This is a genomic window from Pseudomonas sp. 05N432 (assembly GCF_056396945.1).
On the sequence record NZ_JBFTMM010000010.1, the window covers coordinates 101,951 to 117,784 of the forward strand.

Consider the following 15,834-nt stretch of genomic DNA (forward strand, 5'->3'; position numbering starts at 1 on the left):
TGCCTCCCCATGCCCGGATCGCTGTCATCTGCTTCATGGGAAACTCGTGCAACGGGATCGGCGTATTTCACCAGAAACGGTAAGTCTTTTTCAGGGGTTCCTTAATGTAGGCGCCTCTCTGCAGATCAGCGTGCGCAACAAGAACAGTGGATTACCAACCACATAGCGACTGAATAACCGCTTTGGCTCAATCATCAGCCTGAATACCCACTCACAACCGAGACGACGCACCCATTGCGGAGCCCGAACAACCTTGCCACCGAGAAAATCCAGGATCGCCCCGCCGCACACTATCAGGCATGGCACGCCGCTGGCAGCCAGCCTGGCAGCAACGGCTTCTTGCCTGGGCATGCCCATGCCCAGCACAACCAATTCTGGCTGCAGTTGCCGGGCAAGGTCGATGTAGGCATCCACCTCAGCAAAACCATGGTGAGCAGAAACTACATTGACCGCAAATACCGCTTCGCTACGCTGTACCGCATTCGCTAGAAAGGGCTCTGCAGTGCCCCAAAAAGCCACCCGACGGCCCTTGAACGCGGCCAGTAATTTGGGGATAAAATCCGTGCCATTCATATTTAGCCCCGGCACCAAGCCGAGTCGGCGAAACAGGATAGCCATGCCGGAGCCATCTCGTAGTAACACGTCAGCAGCGGACAGCGCGTTATAGTAATCGGTGTTGCCCGCCACCAGGTTCATGGCAAAGGCATTGACGAATCCAAGTACTGTCGCCGCCTCAGGCTTGGATAAAGCATCAATCAATCCTTGCTCATCATCGAGATCACTGACCACCCTGAGTTTCTGGATAATCGTTTGCCAGTTGTGCTGCCAAGCAAAAGCGCACATTAATTGTCATCTCGCTTCGAACGCACCCACTCAACTTGGCGCTTAAGCAAAAAGCCTAGATACAGGGGTATTTTTTTCACCACGTAGAACGGCGCATACAACAAGGCTGAAAAAGATATGATCTCGCGCCCAAATTGGCTCCATGCCAGCAAAATAGTCACATTCAATAGTGCCACCCCGGCAGAAGCGATTAATGCTGGAGCCAAAGCTCCATACAGCATAAACACCAACCATGACAGACTAAAAACAGCCCCCAGCACTAACGTCAACAAGGCCAACGGAGGGACCAATAAATCCAGCGTCATTGCCAGGAGGTTCCAGTTACGCCGGCTGATCGACTCTACAAACAACTTTGGCGCATCACCAAGGATTACCCCGAGATGACCATGCTCCCAGCGCGTACGCTGGATACTTAAGCCTTCATCACTGCGCGGAAAATAGCTGGTCACCAGGGCATCGGGGCAAAACAGAGGTGGCTTGCCACTGCGGCAGAAATCGAAGCCCATCTTCAAATCTTCGACGATGTGGCTACTGGCTAAATCAATCAAAGCCAGATCCCGCCAGACGAAAGCCATTCCCGCACCCATTAACTGACAGGGCAAACCAAGCCAAGCCCAACCTTGCGGCCGCACCAGATTCTTCACACGCCAGGCAAACTCGACAAACCGCACTTTTAGCCCGGAACCTGCTGGAGCACGCATTAAATAAAGTGCCTGCGTTGGCCGCCCAGAGTCGATGCAACACATTGCCAAACGCTCAATAGAGCCCTCACCCACCTGGCAATCGGCATCGACAACGATCATGACGTCCGGCGCATCGCTCGCTAAATGACGCACCCCAAAGTCCAGCGCATACCCCTTGCCACACTGCTGATCATTGCTGCGCTCCACCACCTCGGCTCCCGCCGTGCGGGCCAACGCGGCCGTGTCGTCAGAACAGTTGTCCGCCACCACCAATAAGCGATCGCCCTCTAGCAACTGCGGCCGAATGGTATTTAACGTCGCGACGATCATCGAGGATTCGTTGTATGCCGGTACCAACACCGCCACCCGCAGCCGCGATCTTTGCGCCGACGAGCGCAACCGCACAGGCAGGCAGGCCAACAGCACCTGCAAAAACAGCACCAACACCGGCAGGACCATGAGCACCAGCAGTGTGCTGAACAGCCAATCAAGTAAGGTGATCATGCTTGCGCCCTAAACAAATTAGCCAACTTGACCGCTTCGGTATCGATATCGTGTCGCTCCAGCACTCTCTGATAAGCCGCCTCGCCCATCCGCTGCAACACCTCGACGGGTTGCGCCAGGCAGTCCGCCAGCACCGCCACCAACTCATCCACAGCTCCAGCGGGAAACAACCAACCGTTCTCACCTTGGCGCACTAACTCGGGAATGCCCGCCACATAGGTCGTCAGTACTGGCCGGCGCAAGGCCATGGCCTCCATGATTACCACCGGCAAGCCCTCGGCGAAGCTCGGCAACACCAAGGCCCGCGCCGCAAGAATTTCCGCCCGCACCTGCTCACTGCTAATCCAGCCAGTGATTCGCACCTGCGCTTGCAAGCCATGCAGTGCAATCAGGGCTTCGATTTGCGCACGTATTTCCCCATCGCCGGCCAGTACTATCTCGAACACCACGTCTTGCGCTGCCAGGATACGGGCGGCCTCAAGCAACAACAGTTGGCCCTTTTGCTCACACAAGCGACCCACGCAGACCAACCGCGGTACGGACGGCACGGCAACTGCAGGTACATCGTGAAACGCACGCTCCAGACCACAATGCACCACCTTTACTCTTGCCCAGTGCGCATGAGCTACCCAGCGAAACAGCTGGCTGCGCCCATAAGAGCTGATAGCCGCGACAAAAGCCGCGCGCCGGACTTTCTCGCCCAAATGAATAAACTGCGGTTTGTCGAACTCTTCCGGGCCGTGCACCGTAAAACTGTACGCTGGCCCGCCGAGAGCATTGGCCAGCATCGCCACCTCGGTTGAGTTAGTGCCGAAATGCGCATGCACATGCTCGGCGCCGAACGCCTGCAACCAAAACAGCAGGCGGCATGCCTCGGACAAATAGACCAAATGATACGGCCAGGGCCGATCGGCATGCCGGCCCATACGTAGCGCCAGCCACAACGCCGAAAAAAAGCGTCGCGGCTGGGCGCGCAGTACCTGCAGCACAGGCACTAACAGCTCTTTGACTCCGCCCTGCAGCACATAGGAAGTTTTACTGCGCTCGGACACGTCCTCGGCATCCACCAACTCGGCATCCCAACCACGCAGAGCAATGCGCTGCACCACAAAGCCCTGGCGCTCTAACGCCAAAATCTCGCGACGAATGAAGCTATGGCTGACCTTGGGGTATTGATTGATCAAATAAGCGATACGCATAGGAACCAGCTTAGATGTCGTAGCAGTGAACTATTACTACAGGTACTTTTACAGTAGTACAATTATCAAGAACGTCAACAAGCATCACGGCGTTTATTCCGATCCTTGCATTTTCTCCGAGCAATACTCCACCTGGAATTTTTGCTCCGGTACCTTATATACACTTAGAGACCAATAATTAAAACAGTGTCGCCCACTAACTGACTAAGAGCAACCGCTGCAATTTCATCAGACCCCACAGTAAAATATCGACCTAATGAGCGCTTGCGTTAGTTACATAGCCGCCTACCAACACACTATCTATCCTTGTAAAAATATCATCTAGAAGTTCATAACGCCTGCGGTACATGGCACGTTTTTTTGAAGGAATACAATCAAGTGCTTTTTTGGACAACACCATGGGAATTTCAAAAAAGTCTTCGCGCTCTGACGGAATCGCTCCATGCTCCAACCATATGACATCATAATTAGCCGCCAGGTCTTGAGCTTTTTCAGCGCCAAAATACGGATGACGATGATGACGATATCCATCCCCTATCGCATAAATCTTTTCAACACCAACACTGCTTGCAATATACTTAATGGCTTCGATCAGAAGACTTCTTGGGCGAAGGCCTTCAAAATCTTTTGTCAGTGTTCTATAAATTTCCAAAGACCTGTCACTCTCTACGCCTTTGTGTATCCCTTGAACGGCACCGATAAAAACACATAACTCAACTTCCGTGCGACACAAGGTGAACGCTATTGATGCAATACGCAAATCACCCTGAAACAAATTCAGCACCAACTCCCCTTCACGCATAAACCATACCGGACGATCCAGAACCAAGGAACAACCCACAGAGCACTCCGACAAGTCACTCAACATCAAGCGGTCATTTCGTCCCAGAAGCAATAGCTGCGGACAGCGTTTTGTGACGACTTCGTAATGCGAGGCCAACACACTAAGTCTCTCCTGAGATCTCCAGCAACTACTGATGTACGGCCAATGAACAACACCCACACAATCACCTCCCAACTTCTCAAAACCGGCCTTGCCCAGGGCATTCGACATACGCCACAAAAACAACTTTAGCTCGGACCAGTTTTTTCCAACTAAAATCAGTAATACAAGCTTATTTTTCAATGCCCTGAAGGAATACCCTGCATGTAAAGAAAACACGCTTTTTAGTATCAGCCAATCATTCATAGCCGTCTCACTTGTATTCGATCAACGCCGTCTTGCCGGCACCCAATCTGTGCAACAGAAACTTGACTTGCCCGAGCATCTCGGGAAATTTGCTCAGCACCAGAAAGAAGGCCTGCAGCCAGTTTTCGCGCGCTGATCTATCGCCCCGGCGAGCCAAGCGCACCACCTGCAGTGGATAGACCAGCAGCAGAAGCAGCCCAAACCATCCCAGCATCAAACTCGCGATCATAGTCGCCAGCGGGACACCCAAGCCCCAAAGCCAGGCCCGGCGCGACTCACGCTGCCAATGTTGCTCCGGTGCGGCCCCATGCAAAAATGCGCCCTCGGCAAAGGCATAGCCACCACGCAGGGTACGCCGCCACCATTGGCCGAAGCGGGTCATGGCCGCATCGTGCAAGGTCATTTCGTCAGCCAGGCGCCAGACCTTCCATCCATTCGCACGCAGACGTACACACAGCTCAGGCTCTTCCCCGGCAATAAGATCCGCTCGAAAACCAGACACTGCGGCGAAGGCGTCAGCCCGTATCAGCGCATCGCCACCACACGCCTTGGCCTCACCTATCGGGGTATCCCATTCAAGATCACACAATAAGTTGTAAATCGAACGCTGTGGAAAACGTTCACGGCGCCGTCCACAGACCACCGCAACCTCAGGCTGAGCATCAAGAAAGGCCTGCGCCCGGGGCAGCCAGCCACCGACAACCTCGCAATCACCATCGACAAACTGCACATAACGCATCGCCGGCAATAAACGTTGCACGCAGGCGAATCCTTCATTGCGCGCGCGCGCAGCCGTAAAGGGAATCGACATATCCAACTCAACCACCTCGACCCCAAGCCGCCGTGCCATCTGGACTGAACCATCCGTTGATCCAGAGTCGACATAAATAACCTTCTGCGCCGCACCGCCCAGCGAAGCCAGGCAACGCTCAAGCCGTAGGCCTTCATTGCGACCGATAACAACGACACCGATACCAGTAGCCATTGAGTTCACTCAGCGATGTAAAACTGCTCGATATCGTCCACCGGAGGGCTCATAAGCATTCCCTTGCTTCTGCGCGCTGCCTTTTCTTGATAGTTGCAGGCACGCCCACTGCCACCGAGTCGTCCGGTACATCTGTCAGCACCACGGCATTGGCACCAATCACGACGTTGTTACCAATGCGGATATTGCCCAGCACCTTGGCCCCGGCACCGATATCAACGTTGTTACCCATCACCGGGGCAATCGGCTCATCCACATTCTTGAGCCCCACGACCACGCCATTGCGGATACGGCAATCATCGCCGAACTGAGCATATCCACTGATCACGATTCCGCCGAAATGATCGATGACGAAGTTGCGCCCGATCACCACCTCACACGGCAGTTCGACACCCGTCACGATCTGCACCAATTTGAAGAGCACTTTGTATATAAAGGAGAACAACTTTCGCAAGAATGCCGGGCGCACTCCGTAGCGCCAGCGCCCAAAGCGATAAACCAGCATCACCCAGAACCCCTGAGCTGCCCAATCACCAGCGTATGCACGCAAGTCCGCACGTATATTTTCGAACATAAGTTGACCTACCGTGTTGGTCGGCTAGCAAATTGGGTATCGCGCAGCAACGCCCAAGTATCACGAGCATGCTGCCAACACGCCCCTATGGCGGCTCGGCCGCGGCCTTTCAATAGAGCCTTGAGCGCCAGAATCAGGTCCCCCAGGCTCACCAGCAACATATGTGAGGCCAAACCCGGTAGACCGTGGTGCTTGCGAAAGTACAAAAGCTCGCTTTCGATTTGTAACCTGGGTATCTGTCGACTGACCACATTGAGTTTGACAACCGATTTGGCACTTTCACCGCCGATATGCACCACCGTGGTATGCGGGTAATAAACCACCTTCCAGCCGGCCTGTTTAACGCGTTTGCAGTGATCGACCTCCTCGTAGTAAAGAAAGTAGCGCGGGTCGAACAAGCCAACCTGATCGATGACTTCACGGCGGATCAAGTAATAGCAGCCGGGCACCCAGTCGCACTCCCGGACCGAGGCATGATCCCAGTCCATGTCGTCGACCCTCTTCACCACAGGGAAAAAGCGTTCAAGCCCTGTACGCGAGAGGAAGACATTCAACGGCGTCGGAAAATAGCGACAGGAGGGCTGCAAATCACCCTCTCGCCCAACCAACCGAACGCCGAGGACTCCGCAATCAGGGTGAGCCTCCATGTAATCGAGGGTCTTGCTCAGGGTATCAGCAGCAACGAAGGCATCGGTATTGAGGAGCAACGCGTAGTTGCCCTGCAGGTGCTCAACCAATTGATTGTTGGCACGACCAAAGCCAACATTATTTTCATTGGCCAGCAGCAATGCCTCTGGACAAATAGTTGCCAGGCACTCCAGTGAATTATCGGCAGAGGCATTATCCACCACTAAATAGCGCGTTCGATCTGCACTATTTGACTCGCGCAACGCATTAAACATGGGCTGCAGCAGCGTCGCTGTATTGTAGTTAACCACTAACACATCAAGAGGGACACTACTCATTAGATCGCCCCCCAAGAAACGGCTGAACTCTCATCGTCGGATTACAAAACCTTTTATAAATCGACATCATTCAAGCCCCGTTTAAAACAATCGTTCCTAAGAAAAACTCCTCACACACGCGTCATTAAGTGCCGCTTCAAATAATTTTGCAGAGTTCTCCCAAGAACTTGAAGCCACCGTTTGACATGCCATTTCTGAAACCGCACGCCACCCCTGCTCGTCTAAAGTCAATAGCCATTCAACACCATGAGCCAAGGCAACAGTATCATCAATATCGGCCAGTACGCCGTTTTTGAAACAAGCTATTGCCTCTAACGGCCAGCCCGTACGCGTTGAAACTACCGGAGTCCTACACGCCATCGCTTCCATCGCCGTCAGATTAAAGCCTTCTTCACTCCGGCTTGCTGCGAGCCAGACATCACATTGTGCATATAAATCACGAATACGATGTTGATCGGGAGAAAGATGAAACTCAAGACTCTTTGGAAGTTTAAAAAGACCACTCGGAGGAGCACTTCCAAAGGCTATAACTCTAAGTTTTGAAAATTTTTTCTCGAGCAAAGAAACTACCTGGAGCGCAACATCAACCCCCTTAAATGGCGCTTCATGATACAAAAAACCGATTGTTGGGCAACGCTGTTTTCCCCTCGGCGCGGAAAAAAATTGCTGATGATCGACACTATTCCCAACCAGGCTAACATCAGAGTCGCCATACTCCCTGCTCATGACATCAGCCAACCACTTCGAAATGGTTATCTTATGCAAAGGCATCTTATAGGTCGCCACCACCCTATCCACCGGGCAATAAGGAAACACTTCATGCCCCTGCACAAAATATACTTTTACACCCTTGGCCTGACCTAGAGAGTTCACCCACTCAGCCGTTTCCCACCACGTTGCAATTACAACATCCGCATCTGGAACATCCGAATCCACAATAGGCCTGTATTTTTCTATCACCCGGTGATCAAGACCAAGACCGTCTAAATGAGATGGACTTCTTTCGCTTATCGGCAACCCCTCACCCGTGATGAAATTCTTCATCTTCTTATCCAGCGGAACAGGAGGTGCAGGCGGGGAAACGAGCGTTACATCATGACCCATTTCAAACAATGCCTTAGCGTAAATTGCAACGACGCGAATTCCACCCGACATGTTCACCACCGGCAACACAAAAGTCACTTTCATTAGATCACCTCCAAAACCGCTGAAAGCCTATTCAAACTCAATGCACTTCCAGCCAAGCAATTTCCATCAATCAACACATCGTGACGGTCTGTCACAGCATTGGAAACAGCAAGAGACATCGATCGAATCAAAGCCATTTAGCAACACCCAACACTAACTCTCCACACACAGCCCCCACCGCCAGCATTGGCAGCACCACCAGTTCACGCTTGAGATCGAACAGCCCCACCTGACGATTGACATAAACAATCAGGACAAGCGTAGGGAACGTATGCAGGGCAACACCCCAAATCGCATACTTTACCCCGCCAATCGCCAGCAGCAGCGGCAGTAGCACCCATAACGAGACAATGCGAATAATGTTATCCATGGCCTGGTACTTTGTGAGTCCCAAGGCAAGCCAAACTTGATGCGCCACCGTGTAGCGCAATGTGAAAAAGGAAAGTGAAAGAATGGCCATCATGGTGCCGGCAGCGGCATAACGCTCATCGTATAACCCACCCACGATCAGCGGGCTGACGGTCAAGAACAGTCCACAGACAAACAGCAAAGCAAGATCGAAAATCAATCTGAAGCGGTAATACAAAACGCGCAGCCGCGCGGTGTCATTACTTCTTGAGGCTTCACTGAAGGCCGGCAGGGCCACGGCCCCGGCCAACCTGAGCACGGCGGTTTGAAGAGTGCCCAAAATCAGCACCGCAATGGAGTAGACGCCCAGTTCAGTGGCCGACATGCTGCCGCCGAACCAGATGCGATCACCATACATGGCCAATACTCCCACTGCCGAAGACAACAGTATCCAACGGCCGAAGACGACTAACTCTTCAAGCGCAGAGCGGTCCCACTGTAGACGGTTAGGCGGGCCCTGAAACCATAGATGACCAATAACGGTGCCGACCATGGCCGAGACCAGGCCTGCAATCACCAACGACCAGACAGACCTGGTGAAGTAACCGATGCCCAGCATCACCAGCAGGCCCGCAAGCTGGGACGCAAAGTCGAGGAGCACCACTTTCTTTTGCTGGAAATCGCGAACGGCCAAGTCGAGTTTCGTCGACTGGAACCCAAAGATGATCGCGGTAAAACCGGTAAAGGCCAACACCAGCGGCAACTCCGGTGCGGCATAGGTGGAATTGGCCGGCCACAGATTGATGACTTGCGCAAACCAGGTGAAGCCCGCGATTAGCAGTGTCGAAGCAAAAAGGACAACGCCACGCAGGATCTGCACTGTCCAGGCGGTATTGAGAAACACTGGATCGTCGCCACGCGGGCTCTGGATAATGTTCTGGCGCAAACCGACATCGGAAAGCAAGTGCAGAACCACCGAAACGGTGGTGGCGATGATCATTACGCCGAAAATTTCCGGCATCAGCAGACGCGCCATTACCAGGTTGCCGCCCAAGCGAATTGCTTGAGAGGCAACAAGCGCACCCAGATTCCATGCCCCAGCAGATATCGCTCGCCTGCGAAGGCTCAACGATGGCGATAAATCAATTGGAGGCATGACATCAACCCCAAACTCAAATGGTACGCACGTTACTATAGCTACAATTGGTCATCTCACTAGCCGATGCTCACCCATCCATGAGTTCAAGAATCCATGCCTGAGCACTTTCGCGCGCTGATCGTCATTCTGGTTTTAGCTGGCGTCGTTTTTGCCCTGGCGCGTCGACCAGCAGAAGACCTGATCCCACACCACGACTTCACTCGTCGCCGCAATCTGTGGTTCGCATTGACGCTACTGGCCTTTGTCTCGCACAGTTTCTGGGTGTACGCGGGCATTGCCGCTATCATTTTGACCGTCGCACGACAACGCGAACGCAATCCTCTGGCACTGTTTTTCCTTCTGCTGTTTCTCATCCCGCCGGCCCCGGCACAGATTCCCGGCTTCGGCCTGATCAACTATTTTTTTGCACTTAACCATATTCGTCTGCTCGCATTGTGTCTGTTGTTGCCAGCTTTTTTCAGGATACGCAGGCAAGCAAGCACACTGAGCTTCGGACGCACCTGGCCTGACAAACTGCTAGCGGCCTACCTCTTGCTGACGAGCCTGCTTTACCTGCGTGACACCACGCTGACCGACACCTTGCGCCAGACGCTCTACCTGTTCACAGACGTTTTTTTGCCTTACTACGTTGCCAGCAGGGCACTGAAGGAACTCAGCGACTTCAAGGATGCTCTGTTGGGATTTGTACTCGCCGCCATGGTGCTGGCGCTTATTGGTCTCGTCGAATTTGCCCGCCATTGGCTGCTGTACAACGCGCTGATTGTCGCCCTGGACATGCACTGGGGAATGTCCAGCTACCTGGATCGTGGTGACTCATTACGCGCCAGCGCCACCACCGGCCAGGCAATCGCACTGGGTTACGTCATTAGCGTGGCCATCGGCTTTTACCTGTTCTTGCACGAGAGCGTACGCAGCCGATTGCAGCAATGCCTCGGCGCGCTCTTGCTGGCTGGCGGTCTGTTTGCACCGCTGTCGCGTGGCCCCTGGATCGGTACGGCCGTCATGATCACCGTGTTCATCGCCACCGGCCGTAAAGCTGTCAAACGCCTGATGCTTCTGGCAATCGCCGGGGTGCTCGCCCTTCCCCTGCTGGCCATCGTGCCTGGCGGGCAAAAATTCCTCGATCTACTACCGTTCATCGGTACGGTAGACGTAGAGAACATCACGTACCGGCAGCGCTTGATTGATAACTCAGTGATCGTCATCCAGCGCAACCCTTGGCTGGGCTCTTTCGATTACCGCAACACTCCTGAGATGCAGTCCATGATTCAGGGCGAGGGCATCATCGATATTGTGAATACCTATATCGCCCTGGCGCTGGACATCGGCCTGATCGGATTGACGCTATTCGTGGTTTTTTTCGCCACTGTGCTGCTCAGCATCCGCAGAGCAATGCGTTCGGTCCCCTACAAAGACGATGAGGCGCGCCGACTCGGACGTGCGCTGCTGGCGGTACTGGCCGGGATACTGGTGACCATCTTTACCGTTAGCAGTATCACGGTGATCCCCGTGGTGTATTGGTCGGTGGCCGGACTGGGTGTGGCCTATGCTCAGATGGTGCGCAGGCTCAAGCGCACTGAGACTGCAAGCATTGCGAGCGCCAACCTTCAACCCTGGTAACGCTCATGGCCTCTTTTGTTCACCGCGCCCATATGCTGCTAGTGGTTCTCCTTGCTGTTTGGCCGTTTAGCACCTGGGCGTCGGACTGGGTCTCCAGCGTGGATGAGCGCAGCGGTCTGCCAATGCTGGCGCGCGGTGGCAACCCTGTAGTTTCTTCTTCATTCGCCTTCTGGGGGAGCAACTGGGAATGGACGGATTTGCCGACCGCATTCAAAGTGAACTCCCCTTATAGCTACTCCCTTGCAGGCAAGAACAAAAAGCTGGATTTCGACGTGACTGCGCAGATTCAGAAGGAAGACGAGCAGAAGTTGACCTTGAACATTGCCCTGGATGCACACAGCATGATGCCGGACGTGATGGGCGGGGGCATCGTCTTCAAGTTCGATCCTGCCCTTTACGATGGAGAAATGGGTGAGCCGGCTTTGCTACCCGACAACCGCGGCTGGTCCTGGGGGAATACACAAAGCCGACGCATCGAGATGCGTTTTGAGCCTGCACTGGCAAGTGTGTACTTTGAACCCGGTGATAAATCTCAGGTGCGTGCTTTTTTTTACAAGAACACGATCAAACCCGGCCGCCAAAATTTCAAAGCCACCTTGAGCCTATCTGGCGATGTGGTACTCGGTCCGACCACAACCGAGCGTTTCGGGCTGGCGGATACAAGGAGCTGGCCGAGTGACACGCTCGACTGGAAAACCTCGCCGGTCGATCTGTCCTTTCTGAACGCTCACGAAAAACCTGCAGGCAAGCGTGGCTTCGTCAAAGTATCCGGCGAGCAACTGTTATTTGCAGACAACACCCCAGCGCGCTTCTGGGGCACTAACCTGACGGCCTATGCGCTGTTTCGTACGCCAGACGATGCAATCAAGCTGCAGGCCAAACGTCTGTCGGCACTCGGCTTCAATCTCGTACGACTGCACCACCATGACTCCCCATGGGTCAGCCCAAACATCTTTCGCGACAGCAACCTCACGCATGACACTCAGCAACTAAGCCCGGACTCACTGAAAAAAATCGACTGGTGGATCAAGTGCCTCAAAGACGAGGGCATTTATGTATGGCTCGATATGCACGTCGAGCGAGCCTTGACTGCAAACGACAACATCTATGGCTTCGATGAAATGCCAAAGAATGGCCAGAACAACGCCGATCTGAAGGGCTATGCCTATGTAAACATCACCATTCAGCGGGCAATGAAGCGCTTTGCTCAGGCCTATTTGACCCATGTAAACACCTACACCGGACTCGCCTACAAAGACGATCCGGCGATCGCCGCCGTACTGATTACCAACGAAAACGATGTCACCCAGCACTTTGGCAACGCCCTGTTACCAGACAAACGAGTGCCAAAGCACAACAAGATCTACATGGCCGAGGCCGAGGCCTTTGCGCACCAGCACAATCTATCTGCAAGCCAGACCTGGCGCTCCTGGGAGCCTGGCCCCGCCAAGCTGTTCCTCAACGATTTGGAGCGACGTTTCAACGTAGACATGATTCAGCACCTACGTGAATCAGGAGTGAAGGTACCCATCGTCACGACCAGTAGCTGGGGCGGCGACAGCCTGAGCTCCCTACCGGCCCTTACCGCCGGCGACCTGATCGACGTCCATAGCTACGGTGGCCCCGGGCAGCTAGAGAAAAACCCGCTCACCAGCGACGGTTTGCTGAACTGGATTGCCGCCGGCCAAGTCATAGGCAAACCTCTGACCGTCACCGAGTGGAACACTGAACCTTTCCCGACACCTGACCGCCACACGCTGCCACTCTATATGGCCGGCACCGCCAGCCACCAAGGCTGGGATGCGCTGATGCAATATGCCTACAGCCAGGAGCCGCTAACCGGCGAATGGATAACTGCCGACAACTGGCACGCCTATAACGACCCTGCAATGCTGGCCACCCTGCCCGCCGCCGCCTTGCTTTATCGCCGTGCAGACGTTCGCGAAGCAACAACGACCTATGTCTTCGCGCCGACGCCCAGCACCCTGTTCAACCAACGCATCACACCCGCCAACGCGGCTCTACTGCGCACAGCCATGGAGAAAGGCAAGCTGGAAATCGCCATGCCACAGACGCCGCAATTGCCCTGGTTGCAGCAGAGTGCTATCCCCAGCAATGCACAGGTGTTTCATGACCCCAACCAGTCGCTGCTGGACGCCAATGCCAGCGAGTCGACGACAGACACTGGCGAGTTAAAGCGCAACTGGAAACAAGGCATCTACACCATCAATACGCCCCGCACCCAAGCAGCAACCGGCTGGATCGGCGGCGAGTCGATCAGCCTTGGCAATATCCAGGTTCAAGTGAAGACCGCTAATGCCAGTGTGGTGGTGCAAAGCCTGGACGACGCGCCTGTCGGCCGATCGCAGGATTTACTGATTTCGCTGGGTACCCGTGCCATCCCCAAAGACGACAGCAAAACACCTTTTTATGTCGAGCCCCTCGAAGGCACCCTGACAATCCAGGCGCCGCAAGGCTTGACACTGTTCACCCACGGCATCCCTGGACAAATGAACAAGCTACCCGCCACCTACGTTGATGGACGCTATACGATCAAGTTCGACGGCTTGCAGGCGTCGAACTGGTTGTTTTTGAAAAAAGCCGTCGCGCAAGCCACAACCTCAGGCAACGCACAGCCAGGCCCTGTCAATACAGCATCATCCAGCGCGCTGGCAACTCATTAGCTAACCTGTCTTTTAACGTAATGATCAGGCGGATCGAACTGGCGTTCCAATCTGTGCTTGCACAGCAACAGTTTCCAGGAGATCAGGATGAAATTTTTGGTTGTTGGTGGCGCAGGCTATATCGGCTCGCATATGGTCAAGCAACTACTGCGTGCAGGTCACGAACCGGTGGTGGCAGACAACTTTTCAACAGGCCATCGCGGCGCATTGATGGGCGGGAGATTGGTCGAACTGGACATCGCCGACGCACAAGCCCTGAACGTCTTGTTTGCGGGACAGCACTTTGATGCCGTGTTCCACTTCGCCTCATTTACACAGGTGGGCGAATCCGTCACTGAACCTGCCAAGTATTACCAAAACAACCTGGCTGGAACCCTGACGCTGCTACAAGCCGTGGTTCGTGCCGGGGTTAAAAACTTCATTTTTTCCTCGACCGCAGCCATCTATGGCGACCCGGTGTATGTACCTATCGACGAAGAGCATCCCAAGGCCGCGATCAACCCTTATGGTCGCAGCAAGTGGATGGTGGAGCAGATGCTTGAAGATTTCGACCGTGCATACGGGCTCAAATCGGTCTGCCTGCGCTACTTCAACGCCGCCGGAGCAGACCCTGAAGGACAGTTAGGTGAACGCCGTGAACCGGAAACCCACCTGCTGCCACTGATACTGCAAGCGGCCTCCGGTCGGCGCACAACCATCACCGTCTATGGCCGTGACTACGACACACCTGACGGCACTTGCATTCGCGACTACATCCACGTTGTCGACCTCGTTGCAGCTCATGCACTTGCCGTGAATTATTTACTGGCAGGTGGTGCAAGCACGGCTTTGAACCTCGGAAACGGTCAAGGTTTCTCAGTACAACAAGTCATAGACACTGCACGCGCCGTGACCGGCCAGGATATCTGCGTGAGCGAAGCGCCACGCCGCGCCGGCGATCCACCACGCCTTGTGGCCGACCCCCGCATGGCCAACACATTACTTGGCTGGCAACCGCAATTTGCCTCACTTGAGCAGATAGTGGCGCACGCCTGGAGCTGGGAGCAGAAGTACCCTTGGCACTGAAAGTCGGCGCTGTTGCATAACGCCGAACACCTGAGGGTGACGCTCTAGTAGTAAGAGCGGCTTGGGCGCTCGGCTTTGTTTAGTACCGTGCCAATCAGATTGGCTGTCCCCAGATGATAAAGGCTTTCCTCGATCTCTTTCCTGCTGTTCATGCCGTTGGCGACCACCAGCAGGACGCAGTCGAATTTAGGCAAGACGGTAATAACATCGTCCGAACTCAATAACGGCGGCAAGTCGAAAATCACGATACGCGAGTCGTAGCGCTCGCGCAGATCAGTAATCAAATCGCTCACTGTAGGCGATGACAGCACCTCGGTGGAGAGAGGGATCGGCTTTCGCGTCGGCAGGACTACAAAGCGCGGCAAGGTCGGGTTGACCAGAACCTCTTGCAGTTCCGCTTCATCGTCCAGCAATTCATTGAGCGATTTCTCCATCGGCAGACCCAGGCAGGCACCCACCATCGGACGACGCAAGTCGAAATCCACCAGTAGCGCCGTCTTGGTGGTGTGATGGGCGATACTCATTGCCAGGTTGATAGCCAATACAGTCTTGCCTGCCTCCGGAGTTGGCGAGGTGATAGCAAGCGTGCGCCAGCCATTTTCTTCCATGACTTTCAGAACTTGCGTACGCAGCAGATCGAAAGCCCCCCCCATATTCGAATTCTTGTTGTACGCCACAATGCGATTGCGCTCGAGATGATCTGGCCGCAGCGGTACAACTTTGGTTTGCACATAACTCAGCGCATTCAGACTTGCAGACTGCCCGGTCACTGTCATGGCTTTTGGCATTGTCACGAGACTTGACGAAGGCTGTTGCTCGGAATTCTCG

General features: G+C 54.3%; 13 protein-coding genes. 3 read left to right on the plus strand and 10 right to left on the minus strand.

The features are described from left to right. Positions 1–90: 90 nt before the first annotated feature. From AC1DHT_RS12795 to AC1DHT_RS12835, 9 genes are all read right to left on the minus strand, one after another. Positions 91–843 carry a WecB/TagA/CpsF family glycosyltransferase gene (locus AC1DHT_RS12795; RefSeq protein ID WP_427536461.1) on the minus strand — a complete coding sequence of 251 codons (753 nt, stop codon included), beginning with the start codon at positions 841–843 and terminating at the stop codon, positions 91–93. Beyond that, the gene (locus AC1DHT_RS12800; RefSeq protein ID WP_427536459.1) at positions 843–2,030 is read right to left on the minus strand and encodes a glycosyltransferase family 2 protein; all 1,188 of its coding nucleotides are present in this window, start codon (positions 2,028–2,030) and stop codon (positions 843–845) included. The genes AC1DHT_RS12795 and AC1DHT_RS12800 overlap by 1 nt, the downstream gene beginning before the upstream one ends. Continuing rightward, a complete protein-coding gene (locus AC1DHT_RS12805) occupies positions 2,027–3,229 on the minus strand; it encodes a glycosyltransferase family 4 protein (protein WP_427536457.1) in 1,203 nt (400 codons plus the stop codon). Before AC1DHT_RS12805 ends, AC1DHT_RS12800 begins: the two co-directional genes overlap by 4 nt. A 253-nt stretch (positions 3,230–3,482) precedes the next feature. Beyond that, positions 3,483–4,418: a DUF535 family protein gene (locus AC1DHT_RS12810; RefSeq protein WP_427536455.1), complete on the minus strand. Its 936-nt coding sequence runs from the start codon at positions 4,416–4,418 to the stop codon at positions 3,483–3,485. Positions 4,419–4,425: 7 nt separating this feature from the next. Then, positions 4,426–5,403 carry a glycosyltransferase family 2 protein gene (locus AC1DHT_RS12815; protein WP_427536453.1) on the minus strand — a complete coding sequence of 326 codons (978 nt, stop codon included), beginning with the start codon at positions 5,401–5,403 and terminating at the stop codon, positions 4,426–4,428. 49 nt (positions 5,404–5,452) lie between these two features. Continuing rightward, positions 5,453–5,977, minus strand: a complete 525-nt coding sequence (locus AC1DHT_RS12820; RefSeq protein WP_123425439.1) for a serine O-acetyltransferase — start codon at positions 5,975–5,977, stop codon at positions 5,453–5,455. 8 nt (positions 5,978–5,985) lie between these two features. Then, on the minus strand, positions 5,986–6,942 hold the full coding sequence (locus AC1DHT_RS12825; RefSeq protein ID WP_427536451.1) for a glycosyltransferase family 2 protein: 957 nt from the start codon (positions 6,940–6,942) through the stop codon (positions 5,986–5,988). Between the two features lie 96 nt (positions 6,943–7,038). Next, complete coding sequence (locus tag AC1DHT_RS12830) at positions 7,039–8,130, minus strand: glycosyltransferase family 4 protein (RefSeq protein ID WP_427536449.1); 1,092 nt, start codon at positions 8,128–8,130, stop codon at positions 7,039–7,041. A 127-nt stretch (positions 8,131–8,257) separates the two neighbouring features. Beyond that, complete coding sequence (locus AC1DHT_RS12835) at positions 8,258–9,634, minus strand: oligosaccharide flippase family protein (protein ID WP_427536447.1); 1,377 nt, start codon at positions 9,632–9,634, stop codon at positions 8,258–8,260. Positions 9,635–9,730: 96 nt separating this feature from the next. On the opposite strand from AC1DHT_RS12835, the gene AC1DHT_RS12840 reads away from it, so the two are divergent. The 3 genes from AC1DHT_RS12840 (at position 9,731) to galE (ending at position 15,006) form a co-directional block, all read left to right on the plus strand. Further along, a complete protein-coding gene (locus tag AC1DHT_RS12840) occupies positions 9,731–11,257 on the plus strand; it encodes an O-antigen ligase family protein (RefSeq protein ID WP_427536445.1) in 1,527 nt (508 codons plus the stop codon). A 5-nt stretch (positions 11,258–11,262) separates the two neighbouring features. Then, positions 11,263–13,941 (plus strand): glycoside hydrolase 5 family protein, encoded by a 2,679-nt coding sequence (locus AC1DHT_RS12845; protein WP_427536443.1) that lies wholly within the window; start codon positions 11,263–11,265, stop codon positions 13,939–13,941. An 87-nt stretch (positions 13,942–14,028) separates the two neighbouring features. Continuing rightward, a complete protein-coding gene (gene galE / locus AC1DHT_RS12850; protein ID WP_427536441.1) occupies positions 14,029–15,006 on the plus strand; it encodes a UDP-glucose 4-epimerase GalE in 978 nt (325 codons plus the stop codon). A gap of 44 nt (positions 15,007–15,050) precedes the next feature. Here galE and AC1DHT_RS12855 read toward each other — a convergent pair whose 3' ends face one another. Beyond that, the gene (locus AC1DHT_RS12855; RefSeq protein WP_427536639.1) at positions 15,051–15,794 is read right to left on the minus strand and encodes a CpsD/CapB family tyrosine-protein kinase; all 744 of its coding nucleotides are present in this window, start codon (positions 15,792–15,794) and stop codon (positions 15,051–15,053) included. Positions 15,795–15,834 lie beyond the last annotated feature (40 nt).

Excerpts from the sequence above, each read along its gene's own strand:
- AC1DHT_RS12795 (WP_427536461.1), bottom strand. The coding sequence starts at position 843 with ATGTGCGCTTTTGCTTGGCAGCACAACTGGCAAACGATTATCCAGAAA.
- AC1DHT_RS12800 (WP_427536459.1), bottom strand. The coding sequence starts at position 2,030 with ATGATCACCTTACTTGATTGGCTGTTCAGCACACTGCTGGTGCTCATG.
- AC1DHT_RS12805 (WP_427536457.1), bottom strand. The coding sequence starts at position 3,229 with ATGCGTATCGCTTATTTGATCAATCAATACCCCAAGGTCAGCCATAGC.
- AC1DHT_RS12810 (WP_427536455.1), bottom strand. The coding sequence starts at position 4,418 with ATGAATGATTGGCTGATACTAAAAAGCGTGTTTTCTTTACATGCAGGG.
- AC1DHT_RS12815 (WP_427536453.1), bottom strand. The coding sequence starts at position 5,403 with ATGGCTACTGGTATCGGTGTCGTTGTTATCGGTCGCAATGAAGGCCTA.
- AC1DHT_RS12820 (WP_123425439.1), bottom strand. The coding sequence starts at position 5,977 with ATGTTCGAAAATATACGTGCGGACTTGCGTGCATACGCTGGTGATTGG.
- AC1DHT_RS12825 (WP_427536451.1), bottom strand. The coding sequence starts at position 6,942 with ATGAGTAGTGTCCCTCTTGATGTGTTAGTGGTTAACTACAATACAGCG.
- AC1DHT_RS12830 (WP_427536449.1), bottom strand. The coding sequence starts at position 8,130 with ATGAAAGTGACTTTTGTGTTGCCGGTGGTGAACATGTCGGGTGGAATT.
- AC1DHT_RS12835 (WP_427536447.1), bottom strand. The coding sequence starts at position 9,634 with ATGCCTCCAATTGATTTATCGCCATCGTTGAGCCTTCGCAGGCGAGCG.
- AC1DHT_RS12840 (WP_427536445.1), top strand. The coding sequence starts at position 9,731 with ATGCCTGAGCACTTTCGCGCGCTGATCGTCATTCTGGTTTTAGCTGGC.
- AC1DHT_RS12845 (WP_427536443.1), top strand. The coding sequence starts at position 11,263 with ATGGCCTCTTTTGTTCACCGCGCCCATATGCTGCTAGTGGTTCTCCTT.
- galE (WP_427536441.1), top strand. The coding sequence starts at position 14,029 with ATGAAATTTTTGGTTGTTGGTGGCGCAGGCTATATCGGCTCGCATATG.
- AC1DHT_RS12855 (WP_427536639.1), bottom strand. The coding sequence starts at position 15,794 with ATGCCAAAAGCCATGACAGTGACCGGGCAGTCTGCAAGTCTGAATGCG.